Source organism: Pseudomonas sp. PGPR N4 (assembly GCF_059693665.1).
Window position 1 is genome coordinate 1,639,685 of sequence record NZ_JCAUKV010000001.1, and the last position, 22,006, is coordinate 1,661,690.

General features: G+C 62.0%; 19 protein-coding genes. 11 read left to right on the forward strand and 8 right to left on the reverse strand.

The window, feature by feature from the left end:
- Positions 1-37 precede the first annotated feature (37 nt).
- Positions 38-1,360, reverse strand: coding sequence for an ATP-binding protein (locus AC58X1_RS07390; protein ID WP_103438045.1), 1,323 nt, complete (start codon positions 1,358-1,360; stop codon positions 38-40).
- On the reverse strand, positions 1,357-2,031 hold the full coding sequence (locus AC58X1_RS07395) for a response regulator (protein WP_101321259.1): 675 nt from the start codon (positions 2,029-2,031) through the stop codon (positions 1,357-1,359). Before AC58X1_RS07395 ends, AC58X1_RS07390 begins: the two co-directional genes overlap by 4 nt.
- 182 nt (positions 2,032-2,213) lie before the next feature.
- Between AC58X1_RS07395 and dsbD the strand changes: the two genes are divergently transcribed.
- From dsbD to dsbG, 3 genes are read left to right on the forward strand one after another with little or no spacing between them, the layout of a single operon-like run.
- Complete coding sequence (gene dsbD, locus AC58X1_RS07400) at positions 2,214-3,926, forward strand: protein-disulfide reductase DsbD (protein ID WP_497428582.1); 1,713 nt, start codon at positions 2,214-2,216, stop codon at positions 3,924-3,926.
- Positions 3,926-4,762: a TlpA family protein disulfide reductase gene (locus AC58X1_RS07405; RefSeq protein ID WP_101321261.1), complete on the forward strand. Its 837-nt coding sequence runs from the start codon at positions 3,926-3,928 to the stop codon at positions 4,760-4,762. The genes dsbD and AC58X1_RS07405 overlap by 1 nt, the downstream gene beginning before the upstream one ends.
- A 1-nt stretch (position 4,763) precedes the next feature.
- A complete protein-coding gene (gene dsbG / locus AC58X1_RS07410; protein ID WP_101321264.1) occupies positions 4,764-5,522 on the forward strand; it encodes a thiol:disulfide interchange protein DsbG in 759 nt (252 codons plus the stop codon).
- A 13-nt stretch (positions 5,523-5,535) separates the two neighbouring features.
- On the opposite strand, the gene rlmM is transcribed toward dsbG, so the two are convergent.
- Positions 5,536-6,612, reverse strand: coding sequence for a 23S rRNA (cytidine(2498)-2'-O)-methyltransferase RlmM (rlmM, locus tag AC58X1_RS07415; protein ID WP_497428583.1), 1,077 nt, complete (start codon positions 6,610-6,612; stop codon positions 5,536-5,538).
- Positions 6,613-6,855: 243 nt separating this feature from the next.
- Here rlmM and acnA point away from each other — a divergent pair, with 243 nt between their 5' ends.
- Positions 6,856-9,597 carry an aconitate hydratase AcnA gene (acnA, locus tag AC58X1_RS07420; RefSeq protein WP_497428584.1) on the forward strand — a complete coding sequence of 914 codons (2,742 nt, stop codon included), beginning with the start codon at positions 6,856-6,858 and terminating at the stop codon, positions 9,595-9,597.
- Between the two features lie 123 nt (positions 9,598-9,720).
- Positions 9,721-11,286 carry a methyl-accepting chemotaxis protein gene (locus AC58X1_RS07425; protein WP_150570726.1) on the forward strand — a complete coding sequence of 522 codons (1,566 nt, stop codon included), beginning with the start codon at positions 9,721-9,723 and terminating at the stop codon, positions 11,284-11,286.
- A 47-nt stretch (positions 11,287-11,333) separates the two neighbouring features.
- On the opposite strand, the gene AC58X1_RS07430 is transcribed toward AC58X1_RS07425, so the two are convergent.
- The 5 genes from AC58X1_RS07430 to AC58X1_RS07450 form a co-directional block, all read right to left on the reverse strand.
- The gene (locus tag AC58X1_RS07430; RefSeq protein ID WP_101321272.1) at positions 11,334-12,218 is read right to left on the reverse strand and encodes a pseudouridine synthase; all 885 of its coding nucleotides are present in this window, start codon (positions 12,216-12,218) and stop codon (positions 11,334-11,336) included.
- Between the two features lie 50 nt (positions 12,219-12,268).
- Positions 12,269-12,574, reverse strand: coding sequence for a transcriptional regulator (locus AC58X1_RS07435; RefSeq protein ID WP_150570724.1), 306 nt, complete (start codon positions 12,572-12,574; stop codon positions 12,269-12,271).
- Between the two features lie 72 nt (positions 12,575-12,646).
- Positions 12,647-13,078: a D-Ala-D-Ala carboxypeptidase family metallohydrolase gene (locus tag AC58X1_RS07440; protein WP_150573147.1), complete on the reverse strand. Its 432-nt coding sequence runs from the start codon at positions 13,076-13,078 to the stop codon at positions 12,647-12,649.
- A 110-nt stretch (positions 13,079-13,188) separates the two neighbouring features.
- A complete protein-coding gene (locus tag AC58X1_RS07445; RefSeq protein ID WP_150573146.1) occupies positions 13,189-13,425 on the reverse strand; it encodes a glutaredoxin family protein in 237 nt (78 codons plus the stop codon).
- A 56-nt stretch (positions 13,426-13,481) separates the two neighbouring features.
- Entirely contained in the window at positions 13,482-14,690 is a 1,209-nt protein-coding gene (locus tag AC58X1_RS07450) for an ammonium transporter (RefSeq protein ID WP_150570721.1), read from the reverse strand.
- A 313-nt stretch (positions 14,691-15,003) separates the two neighbouring features.
- Here AC58X1_RS07450 and AC58X1_RS07455 point away from each other — a divergent pair, with 313 nt between their 5' ends.
- From AC58X1_RS07455 to AC58X1_RS07480, 6 genes are all read left to right on the forward strand, one after another.
- Positions 15,004-15,318, forward strand: coding sequence for an ElaB/YgaM/YqjD family protein (locus AC58X1_RS07455; protein WP_101321284.1), 315 nt, complete (start codon positions 15,004-15,006; stop codon positions 15,316-15,318).
- 9 nt (positions 15,319-15,327) lie between these two features.
- Positions 15,328-15,699: a phage holin family protein gene (locus AC58X1_RS07460; protein ID WP_101321286.1), complete on the forward strand. Its 372-nt coding sequence runs from the start codon at positions 15,328-15,330 to the stop codon at positions 15,697-15,699.
- Positions 15,696-16,025, forward strand: coding sequence for a hypothetical protein (locus tag AC58X1_RS07465; RefSeq protein ID WP_101321288.1), 330 nt, complete (start codon positions 15,696-15,698; stop codon positions 16,023-16,025). Before AC58X1_RS07460 ends, AC58X1_RS07465 begins: the two co-directional genes overlap by 4 nt.
- Before the next feature lie 77 nt (positions 16,026-16,102).
- Positions 16,103-17,434 carry a deoxyguanosinetriphosphate triphosphohydrolase gene (locus AC58X1_RS07470; RefSeq protein WP_101321290.1) on the forward strand — a complete coding sequence of 444 codons (1,332 nt, stop codon included), beginning with the start codon at positions 16,103-16,105 and terminating at the stop codon, positions 17,432-17,434.
- A gap of 316 nt (positions 17,435-17,750) precedes the next feature.
- Positions 17,751-18,371, forward strand: a complete 621-nt coding sequence (locus AC58X1_RS07475; protein WP_101321292.1) for a response regulator transcription factor — start codon at positions 17,751-17,753, stop codon at positions 18,369-18,371.
- Positions 18,371-21,979 (forward strand): response regulator, encoded by a 3,609-nt coding sequence (locus AC58X1_RS07480; RefSeq protein ID WP_497428778.1) that lies wholly within the window; start codon positions 18,371-18,373, stop codon positions 21,977-21,979. The genes AC58X1_RS07475 and AC58X1_RS07480 overlap by 1 nt, the downstream gene beginning before the upstream one ends.
- Positions 21,980-22,006 lie beyond the last annotated feature (27 nt).

A 22,006-nucleotide genomic window follows, 5' to 3' on the forward strand; every position in this document is an offset into this window, starting at 1 on the left:
GCCTGGGCCAACCCAGGCCAAGGCGCCGCCGGCAAACTCAGTTGTCCGCCCGAGTCGGCACCTGCAGCCAAACCCGCAAACCATCGCTGCGGCTGTCAAAGCGCAGGCTGCCGGCACAACGCTGGACAATCGCCTGCACAATCGCCAGGCCCAGGCCGCAGCCGCCACTCTGGCTGTTGCGCCAGAAACGCTCGGTCATGTGCTGCAAATCGCCTGCGCTGATGCCCGGGCCATGGTCACGCACCAGGAACCCGGCCTGGCCGTCGGCCATCTGCACTTCCAGCTCCACGGCGGCATCACCGCCATGGCGCAGTGCGTTGTCGAGCAGGTTGCGCAAGGCCGCCACCGCCAGCGGGCCGGGCATGCTCAGGTAAACCTCGGTGGCGTCCTGCGGCAGGCGTACGGTGATCCGCCGACTGTCACCGGCGCCGACATCCTGCACGGCCTGGCGCGCCACTTGCTCGGCAGTGCACTGCACCCCGTCGTCAAACGACAGGCTGCCCTCGACCCGCGCCAGCATCAGCAACTGCTCAAGAGTGCGGTGCATGCGGTCGGTGCCCTGCTCGGCGTGCTCGAGTGCCTGCTCGCGTACGGCGCCGTCGGTCATGCGTGCCACCTGCAGGTGCGTCTTGATCGCGGTCAGCGGGCTGCGCAGCTCATGGGCAGCGTCGTCGGTCAGGCGCCGCTCGCGCTCAAGGGTCTGGGCGATGCGCTGGAACAGCTGATTCTGGGTTTCCACCAACGGCTGCAGTTCACTCGGTATACCACTGACCTGCAGCGGCTCGACGCTGTCGACACGACGCTTGCGCAACGCATCGCGGATCCGATTGATCGGCTCCAGCCCTTTGCCCAGACCGATCCACAACAAGCCCAGGCTGCCCAGCAAGGCCATCAGCACCGGTGCCGAAGCCGCCAGCAGGATCGATTGATTGAGCGCCTCGCGCTCTTGATGGCGGTCCGCCGTGGTGATGCGGATATCACCGCGGTGGTAGGTGAACGTGCGCCAGCTTGCACCGTCGATGGTTTGGTCACGAAAGCCGCTGTACTGGTCGTCCATGGTGCCTTCGTGCTTGTGGTTGCTGGCGATGATCTCGCCGCGCAGCGAACTGACCTGGCAGGCCATGCCATCCGGCACGCTGAGCTGGTCAGCGGCAAAGCGAGTTTCTTCACCCTTGCCCGCCAGGGGCTGGGGCAACTGGTCGATCAGCCCGGCAACCATCCGCGCGGAGGCCACCAGGCGCTGGTCAAGGGAGAACATCATCTGCTGGCGCAGGTCGCGCAGCATCCAGGCCGCGGCAAGCGCCCAGATGACGATGAAGGCGCTGCCCAGAATAAGCGACAGGCGTACACGCAGGCTCATGGTGCGGGCACCTGCGCCGGGCCCAGCCGATAACCGAGGCCGCGCACGGTCTCGACAATGCCGTTGCCCAGCTTGCGCCGCAGGTGATGGATATGCACGTTGAGGGCATTGCTCTCGACTTCATCGCTGAAGCCGTAGACGCAGTCTTTGAGTTGTTCACTGGAGAGCACCCGCCCCTTGTTCTGCAGCAGTGCCTGCAGCAGCGCCTGTTCACGCCGGGACAAGTCAACAGGCTGGTCGCCCAGATAGGCTTCGCAGCTACTCGGGTCGTAGCGCAGCGGCCCGTGCTCGATCATGTTCACTGCGCGCCCGGCCATGCGCCGCAGCAAGGTGTGCAGGCGCGCCGCCAGCTCGCGCAGGTCGAACGGCTTGAGCAGGTAGTCGTCGGCGCCCGCCTCAAGGCCGGCGACGCGATCGGTGATCGCATCGCGGGCGGTCAGTACCAGCACCGGCAAGCTCTCGCCCTGCTGGCGCAGCCGCCGTAGCAACTTGAGGCCGTCTTCGTCAGGCAAGCCAAGATCGAGAATCATCACGTCGAACTGTGCCGCCTGCAGCAGCGCGCGGGCGGCCGAGGCACTGGCAACCCGATCCACGGTCAGGCCCTGGGCGGTAAGCCCGGCGCAGATGCCGCTGGCGATCAGGTCGTCGTCCTCGCAGAGCAGTACGTGCATGGTCAATCTCCAATAGGCGATGAGCTATTGCGCCATGGCCTGATTAAGTCAGGATTATGGACTGTGCGGATGGATTAGTCGCCTGCGCCTGGCTGTAGGACGGCCCGTGTAGGACCGGGTTAACCCTCGGTTAATCAGGCCAATCCAGCATGGCCATTCTTCTGCACTGCCAAGGCCCAGACATGCGCGTTTTTCTGTTGCTGCTGACATTCTTCATGAGCGGGCCATTGCTGGCCAATCCATTCGAGGTCAAGCCTGACTTTCTCCCGGTGGAACAGGCGTTCATGCTCACCCATGAGCGCTTGCCGTCAGGCGAACTGCGCGTGCAGTTTCAAATCAAGGACGGCTATTACCTGTACCAGAAGCGGCTGAAATTCGACGGCCTGGATGCAACGCAGCACCCGCCGCTGCCAGCGGCACTCAACCATCACGATGAATTCTTCGGTGACAGTGCGGTGTACCGCAGCGAGCTTGAGCTGCTGATCCCGGCGACGGCCAGTGGCCAGCTGCGACTGGGCTGGCAGGGCTGTGCCGACGCTGGCCTGTGTTACCCGCCGCAAACCACCGTTATCGACCTTGGCGGCAGCACGCCTGCTACGAGCGCAGGCCAGGCGGATGACCAGGCGCTGGCAAGTGATCTGCAGCAGGGCCAGTTGGCCTGGGGCCTGCTGGCGTTCTTTGGCCTGGGGCTGCTGCTGGCCTTTACCCCCTGCTCGCTGCCCATGCTGCCGATCCTGGCCGGGCTGGTGTTGGGCAACGGCGCCAGCGCTCGCCGCGGCTGGCTGCTGGCGGGCGTCTATGTACTGAGCATGGCTCTGGTCTACGCCGCACTGGGTGTGATCGCCGCACTGCTGGGCGCCAGCTTGCAAGCCTGGCTGCAGCAACCGTGGTTGCTCGGCAGCCTGGCGGGACTGTTCATTTTGCTGGCGCTGCCAATGTTCGGCGCCTTCGAGCTGCAATTGCCTGTCGCCGTGCGCGACCGCCTCGACCGGGCCGGCCAGGGCACCCGCGGTGGCAACCTGTACGGTGCAGCCCTGCTCGGCGCGTTGTCCGGGCTGTTGATGGGTCCATGCATGACCGCGCCGCTGGCCGGTGCACTGCTGTATATCGCGCAGAGCGGCGATGTCGTGCAAGGCGCTCTGGTGCTGTTCAGCCTTGGCCTGGGGATGGGCGTGCCACTGCTGTTGCTGGTCACCCTCGGTAACCGCTTCCTGCCGCGCCCCGGCGCCTGGATGAACCGGGTCAAGGGCCTGTTTGGCTTTGTCTTCCTGGCCATGGCCCTGTACACCCTCCGCGGCTTGCTGCCAGCGCCTCTACTGCTGGGTCTGGCCGGCAGCTGGCTGATTGCCCTGGCCTGGGCCGCCTGGCCCGCACTGCAGCACTTGCCGGCGCTGCGCGTGCTGCCACTGCTCGGCGCGCTGTGGGGTAGCCTGCTGCTGGTGGGCGCCGCTGCTGGTGGCAGCGAGTTATGGCAGCCGCTGCATCCGTTTACCGCCGGTGCGCCAAGCTCAGCGGGTAAAACCGAAGACGCCTTCATCACCGTCAGCCAGCCGCAGGACCTGCAACGCGAACTGCAAGCCGCCAAGGCCCGTGGCCAGTGGGTGCTGGTCGACTACTATGCCGACTGGTGCGTGTCGTGCAAGGTCATGGAGAAACAAGTCTTCGCTCGCGCTGATGTACAAGCCAGCCTGGCCGGTGTGCACCTGCTACGGCTGGATGTCACCGCTGACTCGCAAGCCAGTCGCGAGTTGCTGCAACACTACAAGGTACCGGGCCCACCGAGCCTGATCTGGATCGGCCCAGAGGGTGACGAACGCCGCCCCCGGCGCATCACCGGTGAAGTCGACGCGGCGACATTCTTGCAACACTGGGCACAGACAAGGAGCCAAGGCTGATGCTGAGCGTGACCCTCGGGCCATTGACCATGGCCCTGAACCATCTGCTGATGCTGGCGGCGCTGGCGATTGCCTGCGTGGTTGGCTGGGCCGTCGCCCGACGTGGTGGCCAGAGCCCGGAGTCGGCACTATTCAACCTGTTCTTGCTGGGGGTACTGGGTGCACGCGTGACCTTCGTGCTTGCCTACTGGCCGATGTACCGCGATGAGCTGCTGCAGATCATCGATATCCGCGATGGCGGCTTCTTGCTCTGGGGCGGCTTGCTGGCGATCGTGCTCGGCACCCTCTGGCAGGGCTGGCGCCAACCCGGCCTGCGCCGGCCGCTGGGCTGGGCGCTGGCCAGCGGCGGTGTGTTCTGGGTGCTGGCCAGCCTGGGCAGCCACCTGTACAGCAAGGGCACCGAGCTGCCGCAGCTGACCTTGCGCACCGCCAGTGGCCAGTCGATGGCGCTGCACGACTACCGCGGCAAGCCACTTGTGATCAATATCTGGGCGACCTGGTGCCCGCCTTGCCGGCGCGAGATGCCGGTGCTGCAACAGGCCCAGCACGAATACCCACACGTGACTTTCCTGTTCGTCAACCAAGGGGAAACCCCGGAAAACGTCAGCACCTTTCTTGCTACCACCGGCCTCAGTCTGACCCATGTGCTGTTCGACGGCGCTGGCCAACTGGCCCAACGGGTCGGTTCGATGGCCTTGCCCACCACCCTGTTCTACAGCGCCGACGGCAGGCTGGTCGGCAGCCACCTGGGCGAGCTGTCCCGGGCCAGCCTGAGCCACGCGCTGCAATCATTCGAGCGGGACGATGTGCCCGCCTCCGCTGCAAAAGGAAATTGACATGCGTTTGACCGCACTCCTGCCATTGACCCTCGCTCTGCTCGCCGCGCCCTTGCTGCAGGCCGAAGAACTGCCAAAGGCCATCCAGCAACTGCAGGCCAAGGGCGCCGTGATCAAGGGCAGCTTCGCCGCTCCAGACGGTATGCGTGGCTACGCAGCCGAGTACCAGAACAACGGTATTGCCCTGTATCTCACACCAGACGGCAAGCATGTGCTGGTCGGCAGCCTGTTTGACGAGCAAGGCCAGGATCTGAGCGCTGAACCACTGGAAAAACTGGTCTATGCGCCGATGAGCAAGGCGATCTGGGCAAAGCTGGAAAAGTCGGCGTGGATTGCCGATGGCAAAGCCGATGCACCGCGCACGGTCTACCTGTTCAGCGACCCGAACTGCCCCTACTGCAACATGTTCTGGCAGCAGGCACGGCCGTGGGTCGAGTCTGGCAAGGTGCAGCTGCGGCACATCATGGTCGGCATCATTCGTGAAGACAGCCCAGGCAAATCGGCAGCCCTGCTGGCCGCCAAGGACCCAGCCAAGGCCCTGCTGCAGCACGAGAGTTCTGGCAAGGCCAGCACCCTCAAGGCGCTGGACAAGATCCCCGAGAGCGTCCAGCAACAGCTCGACAGCAACCTGGCGGTGATGGAAGAACTCGGCCTATCGGCAACCCCGGCGATCTTCTACCAGGACGCGCAAGGCCGCCTGCAAAGTCAGCAAGGCGCACCACGGCCGGACAAGCTCGGCGAAATTCTCGGCAAGCGTTGATCCCGGCAGAGCCTCAGCCGTGCGTGTTGCGCGGTTTGAGGTCAAGCCGGCGCAAATGGCAGGTGACTTCTTCGCGGTCGTGATAGAGCTGCTTGCAGGCGATCGAGACCCTGATCTTGCGCTCCTTGAAGCCCGCTTCGATGCGGTCCAGCAGGCGCCGGACTTCGGCGTAGCGCTGCTTCATCGGCAATTTGAGGTTGACCACCGCCTCACGGCACAAGCCCTCGCCCAGCCACGTCTCGATCAAGGCCGCACTGCGCGCAGGCTTTTCGACGATGTCGCAGACCATCCAGTCCACGGTGTGCTTGGGCTTCCAGGTGAAGCCATCGGCCATCAGGTGCTGCACCAGGCCGGTGTCCATCAAGCTTTCGGCCATCGGCCCGTTGTCGATCGCGGTAACCAGCATGCCGCGCTTGACCAGCTGATAGGTCCAGCCACCCGGTGAGGCACCCAGGTCGACACCGGTCATGTCATCCTGCAAACGCTCTTCCCACTGATCGCGCGGGATGAACTGATGCCACGCCTCTTCCAGCTTGAGGGTCGAACGGCTGGGCGCCTCGCGGGGGAATTTAAGGCGCGGAATGCCCATTGGCCACAGCGCCGAGTTGTCCGCTTCGGCAAGGCCGACAAACACCCGTCGACCACTGATGAAGCTCAACAACAGGCGCGGCCGCTGAGCGTCTTCGACCAACCGGCCAGCCTTCTCCAAAGCCTTGCGCAACGGCCCTTCGAACTTGCGGCAGAACGTCGACAGCTCTTTGCCGTCATTGGTATCAAGCACCTCCAGCCACAGGCTGCCGGCGACCGGCAGCGCTGCCAGATGCTCGAGCAACACGCTGATGCGGTCGGTTTCGGGCAACTCGATAAATTCACCACGCGCCCATTGGCGAGGGAAGATCAGTTTGTCGAAGCGCAGTTCACGCATCAGGCGCTCGGCGGCACCCGGCTCGCTGCAGACGAACTCGGCACTGGCGCTCTGCGCTTTACCTTTGGCATAGCCGGCCACCCCAAGCTGGGCGGCGTGTTCGCTGATTTCGGCGCAGACCTCGCCTTCGAAACCAGGCCGGCAATGCATGAACAGGGTATTCATTTGTCACTCCACATCGCTGACGGCGATCGTCAGCCTTGATCCAGCGCACAACACGCACCGGCACGGCGGCGATGATAAAGGAAGATCGGAACCAGCGACATGCCCCGCCTGTCCAGTACAGGGTCATGGCCGCAATTTCGGCCTAACCTGACTACTCAGCCAGGTCCGTGCCGTGCGGACCTATTCAGAGCGGTGACACCGGCATGCACAAGAGGCCGGGCACCGGCGCAGAAGGAGTTGGCAATGCCCTCGCTCGATAGCCTGAACACCCTCAAGACCCTGCAGGTAGGCGACCGCGCCTATCAATACTTCAGCCTCGACGAAGCCGCACAGCAGCTAGGCGAACTGCAACGCCTGCCGATGTCGCTCAAGGTCCTGCTGGAAAACCTGTTGCGCTGGGAGGACGGCAAGACCGTCACCGGCACCGACCTCAAGGCGCTGGCGCAGTGGCTGGACACGCGCAGCTCCGACCGCGAGATCCAGTACCGCCCTGCCCGGGTATTGATGCAGGATTTTACCGGCGTACCGGCCGTGGTCGACCTGGCAGCCATGCGCGCGGCGATGGCCAAGGCCGGTGGTGACCCGCAGCGGATCAATCCGCTGTCGCCCGTGGACCTGGTCATCGACCACTCGGTGATGGTCGACCGCTACGCCAGCGCCGATGCCTTCGAACAAAACGTCGATATCGAAATGCAACGCAACGGCGAGCGCTATGCCTTCCTGCGCTGGGGCCAGAATGCGTTCGATAATTTCAGTGTGGTGCCACCGGGTACCGGCATCTGCCACCAGGTCAACCTGGAATACCTCGGCCGCACCGTCTGGACCCGCGAGGAAGACGGCAAGGTCTACGCATTCCCCGACACCCTGGTCGGCACCGATTCGCACACGACCATGATCAACGGCCTCGGTGTACTTGGCTGGGGCGTGGGCGGCATCGAGGCGGAGGCAGCCATGCTTGGCCAGCCAGTGTCGATGCTGATCCCCGAAGTGATTGGCTTCAAGCTCACCGGCAAGCTGCGCGAGGGCATCACTGCAACCGACCTGGTGCTGACCGTCACGCAGATGCTGCGCAAGAAAGGCGTGGTCGGCAAGTTCGTCGAGTTCTATGGCGACGGCCTTGCCGAATTGCCCTTGGCCGACCGCGCGACGCTGGCCAACATGGCGCCGGAATACGGCGCCACCTGCGGTTTCTTCCCGGTGGATCAGGTGACCCTCGACTACCTGCGCCTGTCAGGCCGGCCACAAGCCACGGTCGACCTGGTCGAAGCCTATTGCAAGGCCCAGGGCCTATGGCGCATGCCAGGCCAGGAGCCACTGTTCAGCGACAGCCTGGGGCTCGACATGGACACCGTGGAAGCCAGCCTGGCCGGCCCGAAACGGCCGCAGGACAGGGTCGCTTTGGGTCAGGTCAGCCAGGCCTTCGATGACTTCCTCAAGCTGCAGGTCAAACCTGCCACCAAGGAAGTCGGCCGGCTCGAGAGCGAAGGTGGTGGTGGCGTTGCAGTGGGCAATGCCGACCAGACCGGGCAGATCGACTACAGCCACGAAGGCCAGAACTACACCCTGCGCGACGGCGCGGTGGTGATTGCCGCGATCACCTCCTGCACCAACACCTCCAACCCCAGCGTGATGATGGCCGCCGGTCTGGTGGCGAAGAAGGCGATCGAGAAGGGTTTGAGCCGCAAGCCTTGGGTCAAGAGCTCGCTGGCGCCTGGGTCCAAGGTCGTCACCGATTACTACAATGCTGCCGGCCTCACCCCATATCTCGACCAACTGGGTTTTGCCCTGGTCGGCTACGGTTGCACCACCTGCATCGGTAACTCCGGGCCGCTCGATGAAGCTATTGAAACGGCCATCGGCACCGCTGACCTGAGCGTCGCCTCGGTGCTCTCGGGCAACCGCAACTTTGAAGGCCGGGTGCATCCCTTGGTCAAGACCAACTGGCTGGCCTCGCCACCCTTGGTGGTGGCTTACGCGCTGGCTGGCAGTGTGCGCGTCGACCTCACCCAAGAACCATTGGGCGTCGGCAAAGATGGCCAGCCGGTGTACCTGCGCGACATCTGGCCGAGCCAGCAGGAGATCGCCGATGCGGTAGCCAAGGTCGATACCGCGATGTTCCACAAGGAATACGCCGAAGTATTCGCCGGCGATGAACAATGGCAGGCCATCGAAGTGCCCCAAGCGGCAACCTATGTCTGGCAGGCTGACTCGACCTACATTCAGCACCCGCCATTCTTCGAGGACATCGGCGGGGCGCTGCCCGAGATCGTTGATATTCAGCAGGCCCGTGTGTTGGCGTTGCTCGGAGACTCGGTCACCACTGACCACATCTCCCCTGCCGGCAACATCAAGGCCGACAGCCCTGCCGGTCGCTATCTGCGCGACAAAGGCGTGCAGCCCAAAGACTTCAACTCCTATGGCTCGCGCCGCGGCAACCATGAGGTAATGATGCGCGGCACCTTCGCCAACATCCGCATCCGCAACGAGATGCTCGGCGGCGAAGAAGGCGGCAACACCGTGCACGTGCCCAGCGGTGAAAAACTCTCGATCTACGATGCCGCCATGCGTTATCAGGCCGAAGGTACTCCGCTGGTGGTGATTGCCGGGCAGGAATACGGCACTGGTTCCAGCCGCGACTGGGCAGCCAAGGGCACCAACCTGCTCGGGGTCAAAGCAGTGCTGGCCGAGAGCTTCGAGCGCATTCACCGCTCGAACCTGATCGGCATGGGCGTGCTGGCTTTGCAGTTCATGGCAGGTGACAGCCGCAAGACGCTGAACCTGACCGGCACTGAACGCATCGATATCCTCGGCTTGAGCGACGCGCAGATCCGCCCGGGCATGACCCTGACCCTGCGCATCCACCGTGAACACGGCGAGCAACAGGACATCCAGGTGCTGTGCCGGATCGACACCCTCAACGAGGTCGAGTACTTCAAGGCAGGCGGCATTCTGCACTATGTGCTGCGGCAACTGATCGCCAGCTGATCGCCATCTCATCAACCCAGGGGCGCATTGCGCCCCTTCTCTCGCCCGCCGCTGGTTAAATAATCATTCAATAAAACCGCAGCCATGCCGATAGCCATGGAAAGCCTTGCGGACCGAGCAGCCATGCGTAACAACCAGCCGATTACCCAGAGAGAACGGACTTTCCCTGCCCAACAGCGGTTGATCTCCACCACCAATGCCAAAGGTGTGATCAGTTACTGTAACGATGCCTTCGTCGAAATCAGCGGTTTCTCACGCGAGGAATTGATCGGCGCTGCGCATAATCTGGTCCGCCACCCCGATGTCCCCGCAGCAGTGTTTGCCCACATGTGGCAGACCCTCAAGCAAGGCCTGCCGTGGATGGGTATCGTCAAGAACCGCTGCAAGAGCGGCGATCATTACTGGGTCAACGCCTACGTAACGCCGATTTTCGACAACAACCAGGTAGTCGGTTACGAATCGGTGCGGGTCAAACCTACCGCTGAACAGATTCGCCGTGCCGAAGGCCTGTACCAGCGCCTCAACCAGGGCAAGTCGGCGATCCCTCGCCGCGACCGCTGGCTGCCGGTGCTGCAAGACTGGCTGCCGTTCATTCTGGTCAGCCAGGTCGGCTTCCTGATCGGCAACTGGCTGGGCCATTCCTGGGGCTTCGCCCTCGCCGCCGGCCTGTCGGTACCGTTGGGCCTGCTCGGTTTGAGCTGGCAGCAACGCGGCCTCAAGCGCCTGCTCGGTCTGGCTGAGCAAACCACCTCCGACCCGCTCATCGCGCAGATGTACACCGACAGCCGCGGCGTACAGGCGCGTCTTGAGATGGCCATGCTCAGCCAGGACGCGCGGATGAAAACCTGCCTGACTCGCTTGCAGGACAGCGCCGAACACCTGAGCGATCAGGCGCGTCAGTCCGATGTCCTGGCTCACCAGAGCTCATCGGGCCTGGAACGCCAACGGGTAGAAACCGAGCAGGTCGCAGCTGCCGTCAACCAGATGGCCGCGACCACCCAGGAAGTTGCCAATCACGTGCAGCGCACTGCCGATGCCACCCAGGAAGCCAATCGCCTGACCAGCCAGGGCCGGCAGATCGCCGGGGAGACCCGCGAGGCCATTGCTCGCTTGTCCACCGCAGTCGGCGAAACCGGGCAGACCGTGACCCAACTGGCCAAGGACAGCGACGAGATCGGCGGCGTGGTCGATGTGATCAAAGGCATTGCCGATCAGACCAACCTGCTGGCCTTGAACGCGGCCATCGAAGCCGCCCGCGCCGGCGAAATGGGCCGCGGTTTTGCCGTGGTGGCTGATGAAGTGCGCCAGCTGGCGCAACGCACTGCCGAATCCACCGGGCAGATCCACGGCCTTATTGCCAAGCTGCAACAGACGGCCAGCAGCGCCGTGTTGACCATGGAAAGTGGCCATCGCCAGGCGCAGGAAGGCGTTGCCCGGGTTATGGAAGCGGATCAGGCGCTGATCGGCATCAGCGAAGCAGTGGCCAATATCACCGACATGGCGACCCAGATCGCAGCGGCAACCGAAGAGCAAACCGCCGTGGCTGACGAAATCAGCCGCAACATCAGCACCATTGCCAGCCTTGCTGACGAAACCGCCGAACAAGCACAGCACTCGGCTTTGCTCAGCGAAGAGCTGACCGGCACGGCGGGGACTCAGTACTCACTGGTGGAGCGCTTCAACCGTTGATGTGCTGACGGAGCCGTTATCGCTGGGGAACCTGCGGTAACGGCCGTTTACCAGTCCAGCGCCAGCCGCGTTTCGAAACAGCGCTCGCTGCCGTCCAGCGGATCGGCAAAGCGCAGGCTCTGCGCCAATAGTTTCAAGGGCCGCTGATAGTCATCCTCGACCGCCTGCAGCTGCGGGTAAAACGGGTCGTTGCAGATGCCCGCCCCCAACGCGGCCATGTGCACGCGCAACTGGTGGGTCTTGCCGGTTACCGGCGACAGGCCATAGCGCCAGCAATCACCATTTTTCTCGATCACATGCGCCAGCGTCTCGCTGTTCTCTGCGCCGGGGACCTCGTGCATGCGGAAAAACGGTTCGCCGTGCACCAACCTGCTGCGTCGCACCAGCGGGAAGTCGAGTTCAGGCAGTGCAGCGGCAATCGCCTGATACTGCTTGTCGATACGCCGTTCGGGGAACAGGCGCTGATAGGCGCTGCGGGTCTCAGGGTTGGCCGAGAACATGACCAGTCCTGCCGTATGCCGGTCAATGCGATGCAAGGGCACCAGGTGCGGGTTGCCCAGCCGGCGGATGAGCCGACGGAGCAAAGTCTGCTCGACGTATTCGCCTGTGGGCGTCACCGGCAGAAAGTGCGGCTTGTCGGCGATGACCAGGTGCTCGTCCATGTGCACAATCGATTCGTGCACCGGGATCGGTTTCTCGTTGGCCACTTCACGAAAATAATGCAGGCGCATGCCGCGTCGGTAAGGCAAATCTGCGCCGATTGCACGCCCTTCAGCGTCCAGCACCCGACCGCGAGCAAAACGGTCAAGCCATTGCTCGCGATCAATCGCCTTGAAGTGCTCACACAAGCAATCAAGCACCGTCTTCCACTCGCCAGGCGGCAGGCACACCGTGCTGGCTTGTTGATGTGCGGGATCGAAAGGTGCGCTCATGTCAGGCTCAGGCAGTCAGTAAGCCGGCATTATCACCGATGGCCTGCGGCTCAGCCAGCTTCGGCCGTCTCGCAGCGCACCTTGAGCCAGCGCAGTACCTGCACGGCGTCCCAGCGACCAGGATCGTACAGCGCATAAACCAGGCCTTGATAGCCGACGACATCCAGCGCTCGGTGAAAACCGGCCCGTTGAAACAACGCCTCGACTTCAGCGAAGCAGGTATTGAAGTGGACCTTGCCAAAGGGCGTCCGGTCATCCGTGACCAGGCCCTCGAGACGCAGCTCCAGAACGGCGTCGGCTACACGCTCGGGCGCCATCCTGTTGATGCTGTATTTCAGTTGCTCGACATTGAGCATCGCTCCACCCTGATACTGTATTTATATACAGCATACGAAGTTGTTCCGGCTTTCGTCAAATGGCAGGCGTTGTCAGACGACGCCCGGTAGGTAGCCGCCGCCTCGTTGAATAGTCAGTATCTGACGGCGTGGATGCTCGATCGAGACAGCCAGGTGGACCCAGCTGTCGAACTCGAGAATCAACTGATCGAATATGACGTCACTGTCGCGAATCCGTATTGCAACTTGGCGTGCGGGAATGTTCAAAGCCGTGAAGTCAGCCGCCAGCCCCAGTACATGAGCGCTTTGCGCTGTGCCGCCGACCTTCTGGTTGAGCGCCTGGCTACGAAAGCCGCTGGTAATCGTCAGTGGCACCTGGAGCAGACTACGCACCTGCTCGAGTACGCCGCATAACAGGCCCAGGTTCGTCAACGCCGCGGGTGGCGGCGTGTTATCCAGACCTGCAAGCGCTGCTGTGCTGGAAGCGGTCATTTCGGCTAGCGTGAAGTGGGGGGTGATGAACATCACGGACCTCTGCGTGGCTGATGGCAAGGCTCGCTCATGGCGGGCCAGGGCCGATCATCTGTCACCACACAGGTTTGCACACGAGGGACGCGCCGCCGCTGGTGCGATCATTACCGGAGGAAAGCCACCACCTGTTCGCTATCGAACGGCCAATGCAACTCATCGCCTGAATCGCACCGACGCAGCACCGGGATGATCAATCCATAGCGCTCGAACAAGGCCTGCTGCTCGCTGATATCGACCAACTCCACCAGCAGGCCACACTCGACGAATGGCATCAGCACGGCTTCGGCGACTTCGCACAGGTGGCACCCAAGGGTGCCCAGCAGTTGGCATTCCGGAAGCATGGCGGGCCTGCGCACAATGGAGAGGTGGACTTATTGTAAAGTCCAGCCCGCACGCGTCAATCCTGGCTGGTGGCACCAATTCGATGCAGCGACAGGTCTGCCCCCTGAAACTCCTGCTCATGGCTCAGACGCAAGCCCAGCGTAGCCTTGAGCAAGCCATACACGACCAGGCCACCGGTCAATGCCACGAGTACACCGCCGAGGCTGCCGATCAGTTGACTGATCATGCTCACCCCGCCCAGGCCAGCCAGGCTCGGCTGGGCAAAGATCCCGCAGGCGATGCCGCCCCACACACCGCAAACGCCATGCAGTGGCCAGACGCCGAGAACGTCGTCGATTTTCCAGCGGTTCTGCGCAGCGGTGAAACACCAGACGAACAGCCCACCCGCCACTACGCCGGTGAGCAGCGCGCCAAGTGGATGCATCAGGTCGGAGCCGGCACAGACCGCCACCAGCCCAGCCAACGGACCGTTGTGCAGAAAGCCTGGGTCATTGCGCCCGGCCAGCAGCGCTGCCAGGGTGCCGCCCACCATTGCCATCAGCGAATTGATCGCCACCAGGCCACTGATCCCTTGCAGGCTCTGCGCGCTCATGACGTTGAAGCCGAACCAGCCGATGATCAGGATCCAAGAGCCCAGCGCGAGAAACGGAATGCTCGAGGGAGCAAAGGCGATCAGTCGCCCGTCGCGATAACGCCCACGCCGTGCGCCAAGCAGCAACACCGCTGCCAGGGCCAGCCAGCCGCCCATGGCATGCACTACCACCGAGCCAGCGAAGTCGTGAAACGGCGCACCGAAGCGCTGTTGCAGCCAGTCCTGCAAGCCAAAATTGCCGTTCCACACAATGCCTTCATAGAACGGGTAGACGAACGCCACAATCAGCGCTGTCGCGCATAACTGCGGTGCGAAGCGGGCACGTTCGGCGATGCCGCCGGAGATGATCGCGGGAATGGCCGCTGCGAAGGTGATCAGGAAAAAGCACTTCACCAAGGCGTAGCCATGATCGCTGGCCAGCGTCGCTGCCGGCTGCAGGAAGGTCACCCCATAAGCAACCCAGTAACCGACGAAAAAGTACACCAGCGCCGAAATGGCAAAGTCGCTGAGGATCTTCGACAGTGCGTTGACCTGATTCTTGTGGCGAACCGTACCTACTTCCAGAAAGGCAAAACCGGCATGCATCGCCAGCACCAGAATGGCGCCCATCAGTAAGAAAAGCGTGTTGGAACCGTGGACCAGAGAGTCCATTGCGCTGTGGGTGTTTTCCATGAAGTTGGCAGACCTGCTGAAAAAGGCACCATGACAGTTCAAGAACCGGCATCCCTGCACCGAATCGGTGCCCGCCCCGCTGCCCTGTTCTGGTGAGGCCTGGCGGAACGTGCGTGGTTTTTTCTTGGGTTTGTCGTGGATTGGGTTAAGGTTTATCGGTATGTGCAGACGTGATGCGCGAAATCGTCGCAGCCGCTGCGGGCACGCCCCAATACTTAACAAACACTTAGCAAACGCCATACCAGCAACTGCAGTGAACCTTCACAACAGCCATCACTCGAATTATCCACATACCTAAACAGGGAGAGACCCAATGGCCAGCAAATCGGCAAAGAATGCTCAAGAGATATTGATGGCTGACTTCCAGGCGCTAGTACGCGACACCGAGCGGCTGCTGGCGGACACGGCCAATCTGGCGGGTGATCAGGCTGACGAATTGCGCGAACAGATCCATGCGCGCCTCGAAGAGGCTCGTGCCAACCTGCAGGTGACTCAGGAATCGGTGCGCGCCCGCGGTCAGGAGGCGGTTGTTCAAGCCGAAGCCTATGTCCAGGAAAACCCTTGGCAGGCTATCGGCATTGCTGCAGGTGTCGGCCTGCTGATCGGGCTGCTGGCCAATCGCCGCTGAGGTAACTTCATGGAAAATGACGCCTCCACTGGCGCAACCGGCAAGCGCCTCGGCGCTGCCGTGCTTGGCCTGCTGCACAGCCACATCGAGCTGTTCGGCATCGAGCTGCAGGAGCAGAAAGGCCGTACCTTGAAGCTGCTGCTGTTCGCAGGCATGGCATTGGTATTTGCCCTGCTGTTGCTGTCGGCATTGTCTGGTCTGCTGCTGGTACTGGTCTGGGACAGTTATCGCCTGGCCGGGATCATCGGTCTGTGCGTGTTCTACTGCCTCGCCACGCTGTACTGCGCTGTTCGCCTGAAAGCTGCGGTATTCGATGAGTCTTCACCGTTCAGCTCCACACTTGAGGAGCTTGCCAAGGATCGGGAGCGACTGTTGCCATGAGCCTGCCTGAACTTCCCAATACGCGTAATCCGCGCGAGCTGCGCAAGGCGCTGTTGCGTCTGCGCCTCGAAATGCACCGCCAGGAAATCCGCCAGGAATCGGCGCAACTGCTCGAGCCAGTCCGTCGCCTGCGCGGCATAGGTAGCTCTGTGCAGCAAGGGCTGGGGATCAAGCATGCGCCGTTATGGGGCATTGCCGGCGTGGTTTTGATGGGCTTTCTGACTGGCAAGGGTGCCCGCGGTGGTGGCCTTACCCGCTTGCTGCGCCTGGGCGGCACGTTGCTGCCCTTGGCCAGACTGTTCCTGCACAACGGTCGACGCCGCTAGCAGCGGCTGCGCCTGCCCCTTGCGCAGGCGCAGCGCTACCCTGAAGCTATGGCGATTATCCGATCGGAGAGCGAGCATTGGACTGGGATACCCTGCTAACCCGTGAGCGCCTGGGCAAGGCCCTGTACAGCCCTGAGGAACTAGGGCGCAGTCCCTTCCACAAGGACCACGACCGGATCATCTTTTCCGGTGCGTTTCGCCGGCTTGGACGCAAGACTCAAGTCCACCCGGTGTCGAGCAACGACCATATTCATACCCGCCTGACCCATTCGCTGGAAGTGAGCTGCGTCGGCCGCTCACTCGGCATGCGTGTGGGCGAGACCTTGCGCGACGAGCTGCCGGCCTGGTGCGAGCCAAGCGACCTGGGCATGATCGTGCAGTCGGCCTGCCTGGCCCACGACATCGGTAATCCGCCGTTCGGCCACTCTGGCGAAGACGCGATCCGCTCCTGGTTTCAGCAGGCGGCAGGTCGCGGCTGGCTGGACGGCATGAGCGACGAGCAACGCGCTGACTTTCTCAATTTCGAAGGCAATGCGCAGGGCTTTCGGGTGCTCACACAGTTGGAGTATCACCAGTTCGATGGCGGTACCAGGCTGACCTACGCCACCCTCGGCACCTACCTTAAATACCCGTGGAGTTCGCGTCACGCCGATGCCCTGGGCTACAAGAAGCACAAGTTCGGCAGCTATCAGAGCGAGCTGCCGTTGCTCGAGCAGATCGCACGCAAGCTGGGCCTGCCGCAGCTCGAGGAGCAACGCTGGGCACGCCATCCGCTGGTGTACCTGATGGAGGCTGCCGACGATATCTGCTACGCCTTGATCGACCTTGAAGACGGGGTCGAGATGGAGCTGCTGCAATATGCCGAAGTCGAAGCGCTGCTGCTGGACCTGGTCGGTGACGACCTGCCCGAGACCTACCGCCAGCTCGGCGCCAACGACTCGCGCCGACGCAAGCTGGCGATCCTGCGCGGCAAGGCTATCGAACACCTGACCAATGCGGCAGCCGAAGCGTTCGTCGAGCAGCAACGGGCGTTGCTCAGCGGTCAGTTAGCGGGCGACCTGGTCGAGCACATGCACGGCCCTGCCAAGCGCTGTGTACTGCAGGCCAAGGACATGGCGCGCAAGAAGATCTTCCAGGACAAGCGCAAGACGCTGCACGAGATTGGCGCTTACACCACGCTGGAAATCTTGCTCAACGCTTTTTGTGGCGCGGCCCTGGAACAACACGGCGGGCGCACCCCGTCGTTCAAAAGCCGGCGAGTGCTCGACCTGATTGGCAACCATGCGCCAAGCCCTGATGACACGTTGCACAACGCCTTCCTGCGAATGATTGATTTCATCGCCGGCATGACCGACAGCTATGCCAGCGAGATGGCTTGTGAGATGACTGGGCGTTCCAGCCCGACCTGAATACGGCAAACTTAGGCAGATCTCAGCCAGTATTGGGGCCGCTGTGCGGCCCCGGCTATGCGAAGGTTAACAGTGTAGATAGATGAACCAATCTCACGCCTATCGATTAACCAACCCCAACTAACAGCCACTCACACCACGTTACTAATTTCTTGCTACATATAAACATCTCGTCTCAAGAATCATCGACTATGTAGTCTCTTACTGTAGTCCATTTCCCATATACGACTGACAAACGCTTGTTGCCTGCTTCCTGCCGCCCATCTGGGTTAAGGTGCGCTCTGTTCACGCCATCTGTCCCAATGGAATGTTAACTATGCAATCCGTATTTATTGTCGACGACCATCCGGTTATTCGCTTGGCCGTACGCATGCTACTGGAAAACCAGGGTTACAAGATCGTCGGCGAGTCTGACAACGGCGTCGACGCGATGCAGCTGATTCGCGAGGCACGCCCCAACCTGGTCATCCTTGACATCGCTATCCCGCGACTGGATGGGCTCGAAGTGCTGGCGCGTTTCCAGAGCATGGCCCTGCCCATGAAGGTGCTGGTACTAACTGCCCAGTCACCCGCGCTGTTCGCCATTCGCTGCATGCATTCGGGCGCATCGGGCTATGTCTGCAAGCAGGAAGACTTGAGCGAACTCATCAGTGCAATCAAGGCAGTACTTGCTGGCTACAACTATTTCCCCAGCCAAGTCCTGCAGGGTGAGACAGAAAGCAGCAGGTCGGAATTAGGTCTATTCCGACAGGTCAATGATCGAGAACTGATGGTGCTGCAACTTTTTGCCCAGGGTCGAAGCAACAAGGAAATCGCTTCAGGCATGTTTCTCAGTAACAAGACAGTGAGCACCTACAAAAAACGCCTGATGCAAAAACTACGGGTAAGTACTTTGGTCGACCTGATTGACGTGGCCAAACGGAACGCGCTGGTGTGATGCTGCGAGTGGGGCATTACTTGACCTGTTTGTGCCTTGTCCTGGCCGCCACCGGCTTGTCGGTGGCGGCGGAGCAGGAGCCTACGACACTGACCTTGCTCAAACGTACGTCAGCACAACCAAGCCGCCCACAGCTCAGCGCCGAGCAGCGCAACTGGCTTGAGACAAAGCAGCAACTGACGCTAGGCACCTCTTTCCCCGATTACCCCCCGTTCGATATCACCAGCGGTGGCCGTGACTACCAGGGCATTACCGCCGAGTACGCTGCGGTGATCAGCAGCGCGCTCGGGCTGCCGGTGAAAGTATTGCGTTTCGACAATCGCCTGGATGCCGTCGAGGCGCTCAAGCAAGGGCGGATTGACCTGTTGGGCAGCGCTAACGGCTTCGAAGCCGCTGCGCAAGGGCTGGGGCTGTCGGTCCCGTATGCGGTCGACCAACCCGTGCTGGTGACTCGCGAGGACGAGGCGCGCCCGTTGAACAACGGCCTCAATGGCATGCGCCTGAGCATGCTGTATCACTACCTGCCGCCCAAGGTGGTACGCGAGACCTACCCCAACGCTTCACTGCTGACGTTCGGCTCGTCGACCCAGGCACTCAATGCGGTTGCATTTGGGCAGGCCGACGTCTTCATCGGCGATACCATTTCCACCTACTTTCAACTCAATCAGGGCCATCTGCCGCGCCTGCGTATGGCCAATTTTGGCCAACATGAGGCCATTGGCTTCAGCTTCGCCATGCGCCGCGACGCATCGATGCTCAGAGGGTTGATCAACCTCGCGCTGCAAGCTCAGCCAGTGGTGGTGCAAAGCAACATTCTCAAACGCTGGAGCGCCGGTAGCGACATTCTGCTGAGCGAGCGCAAGCTGCAGCTAAGCCCAGCAGAAGAACAGTGGCTAAGGCAGCGTCCATTGTTGCGGGTAGTCATCGACGAAACGGCGGCCCCGGTGTCCTACTTCGACGCGGCCGGTCAGTTCCGCGGCATTACCGCCGACCTGCTGGAAATGCTCCGGCTGCGCACAGGTCTGCATTTCGAGATTCAGCGTGCGGGCAGTGTTGACGACATGCTCGCGCGGATTGCCGATGGTCGCGCCGATGTCATTGCAGCACTGCCGATGCAAGAGCAGCACAACCCGCAACTGCTGGTGACTCGGCCGTATCTGGAAAGCTCGCTGGTGCTGGTCACCCGACACAACGAAACGGCCAGCTCATTCGAGCAACTCAACGGCAAGCGGGTTGCCGTCACACGTGGCAGCGCAGCAGCGCAATTGCTTGCCCAGCAGTACCCGGATGTCATGGCTATCCAGACCGAAAGCCCGTACTACTCCCTGGCGCTGCTCAGCAGCAGTGCCGTCGACGGCGCTGTCAGCACGCTGATCGATGCCAATCATGCGCTGGCCAGCGACCCGGATCTGGTGATTCGCAATACGGTGGGCATCGAGCCCGCCAGCTTCGCGATGGCGAATGCCAGCAATGCGCAGCCGCTGGCAGCTATCCTCGACAAGGCCTTGTTGAGTATCTCTCCAGAAGAATTTGGCGCGATCTACAACCGCTGGAGCGGCCTCAATGCGCAAGACGATGCCTATTGGCGGAACCTGCGGCATCTGGCTCTGCAGATTGCAGTGGGGATCGGCTCTTTACTGTTGCTGGCGCTGGTCTGGAACGCGCATCTGCGCCGCCAGATTCGCCATCGCCAACGCGTCGAACGAGCCCTCAACGACCAACTCGAATTCATGCAGGTGATGCTCAATGGCACTCCTCATCCGCTGTTTGTGCGGGGTCGTGATGGCAAGTTGCAAAGCTGCAACGACAGTTACCTGAAGGCGATGGACGCCTGTGCGCAAGACGTCATTGGCAAACGCCTGGAAGAGAGCCTGGGCAGCCAGCATGCCTGTACGCATCAGATCGAAGCCGACTATCAGCAGGTCATGGCCGCCGGCGAGCCGTTGATCCTTGATCGCCAGCTCCGCCTGAAAGATCGCGAACTGACGGTGTACCACTGGGTCCTGCCCTATCGTGACTCGTTGGGTGAAGTGCAGGGCATCATTGGCGGCTGGATCGATATCAGCGAGCGCCGCCAGCTGGTGCAGGAGCTGCGCCTGGCAAAACAGCAGGCCGATGATGCCAACCGTGCCAAGAGCACCTTTCTGGCAACCATCAGCCATGAAATTCGCACGCCGATGAACGCAGTCATCGGCATGCTCGAACTCGCCGTCAGGCACGCCGATCAAGGCCGCGTGGACAAACCGGCACTGGAAGTCGCCTACCATTCCGCTACCGACCTGCTGGGCCTGATCGGAGATATCCTGGATATCGTGCGGATTGAATCCGGGCACATGAGCCTGGCGCCAGAACCGGTCGAGCTGGCTGCTTTGATCAAATCCGTAGCGCGGGTATTTGAAGGCCAGGCACGTGAAAAGGGCCTGGCACTGGAAGTCCAGATCGAGCCGAGCGCACAACGTCACGTACTGCTCGACCCACTGCGTTTCAAGCAGGTACTGAGCAATCTGCTCAGCAATGCGATCAAGTTCACCGACATTGGCCAGGTCCGCGTACACGCGCAGCTGCACCGATCAGCTTCTGCGCCAACCACCCAACTGGAACTTGAGGTGCGCGACAGCGGCATCGGCATTCCCGAGCACGAAATACAAGGGCTGTTCAGTCCCTTCGTGCAGGCCAACACCCAGAGCGACGGCGCACGCTGCGGCACCGGGTTGGGCCTGACCATCAGCCGCACCCTGTGCGAAATGATGGGTGGCACACTGACCCTGCGCAGTTTGCAGGGGGTAGGCACCCAGGTCCGCCTGAGCATGCCGGTCTGCCCAGCCGGTGCGCCGGTGGCAGCCGAGGCGGCGATACGCCAGGTCGACGCGCTCAATCCCGACTTGCGCGTACTGGTCATCGACGACCATCCCGCCAACTTGATGCTGATGGCGCAGCAGTTGAATTTCATGGGGCTGCGCCACACCAGTGCGCGGGATGGCAATGAAGCCTTGCAATGTTGGCACAGCGATACGTTCGATGTGCTGCTGCTCGACTGCAACATGCCCCACATGAACGGCTATCAGGTGACGCGAGCCATCCGCGCTGAAGAGCGCGCCAGCAACCGGCCACCCTGCGTCATTTTTGGCTACACCGCCAATGCCCAACCCGAAGTTCGCCAGCGCTGCCAGGATGCGGGCATGAACGACTGCCTGCTCAAGCCGATAAGCCTGCGTACGCTGAGTGAGCACCTCGCCAACGTCACTCCATTGCCCGAATCCGCGGCGCTACAGCCCCGCCGAGCGGCGTTCGACGTCGCCAGTGTGAGGAGGGTTGCTGGCGACGACCCGGCAGATCAACAGCGTTTTCTGCAGCTGTTGCAGCAGAGCCTGAAGGATGACTGCACAGTGCTGATGAGCCTTGATCCAGAGCAGCAAGCCCTGGCCATTGTCGAGCAGGCACACAAAATCCTCAGCGCCGCACGGATGCTGGATGCTCAGGCAATGATGGAGGTGTGCGAGCTGCTCGCCAGTGGCGAACTGACGCTGCACGAATTGAAGCTGAAGCGGCAGGCCTTGGCCAGGCACATGCGCAGAACTGAAAAAGCCCTGAGCCGTCAGCTGGGCTGAGCGTTCAGGGCTTTGGCATGGCGGCGC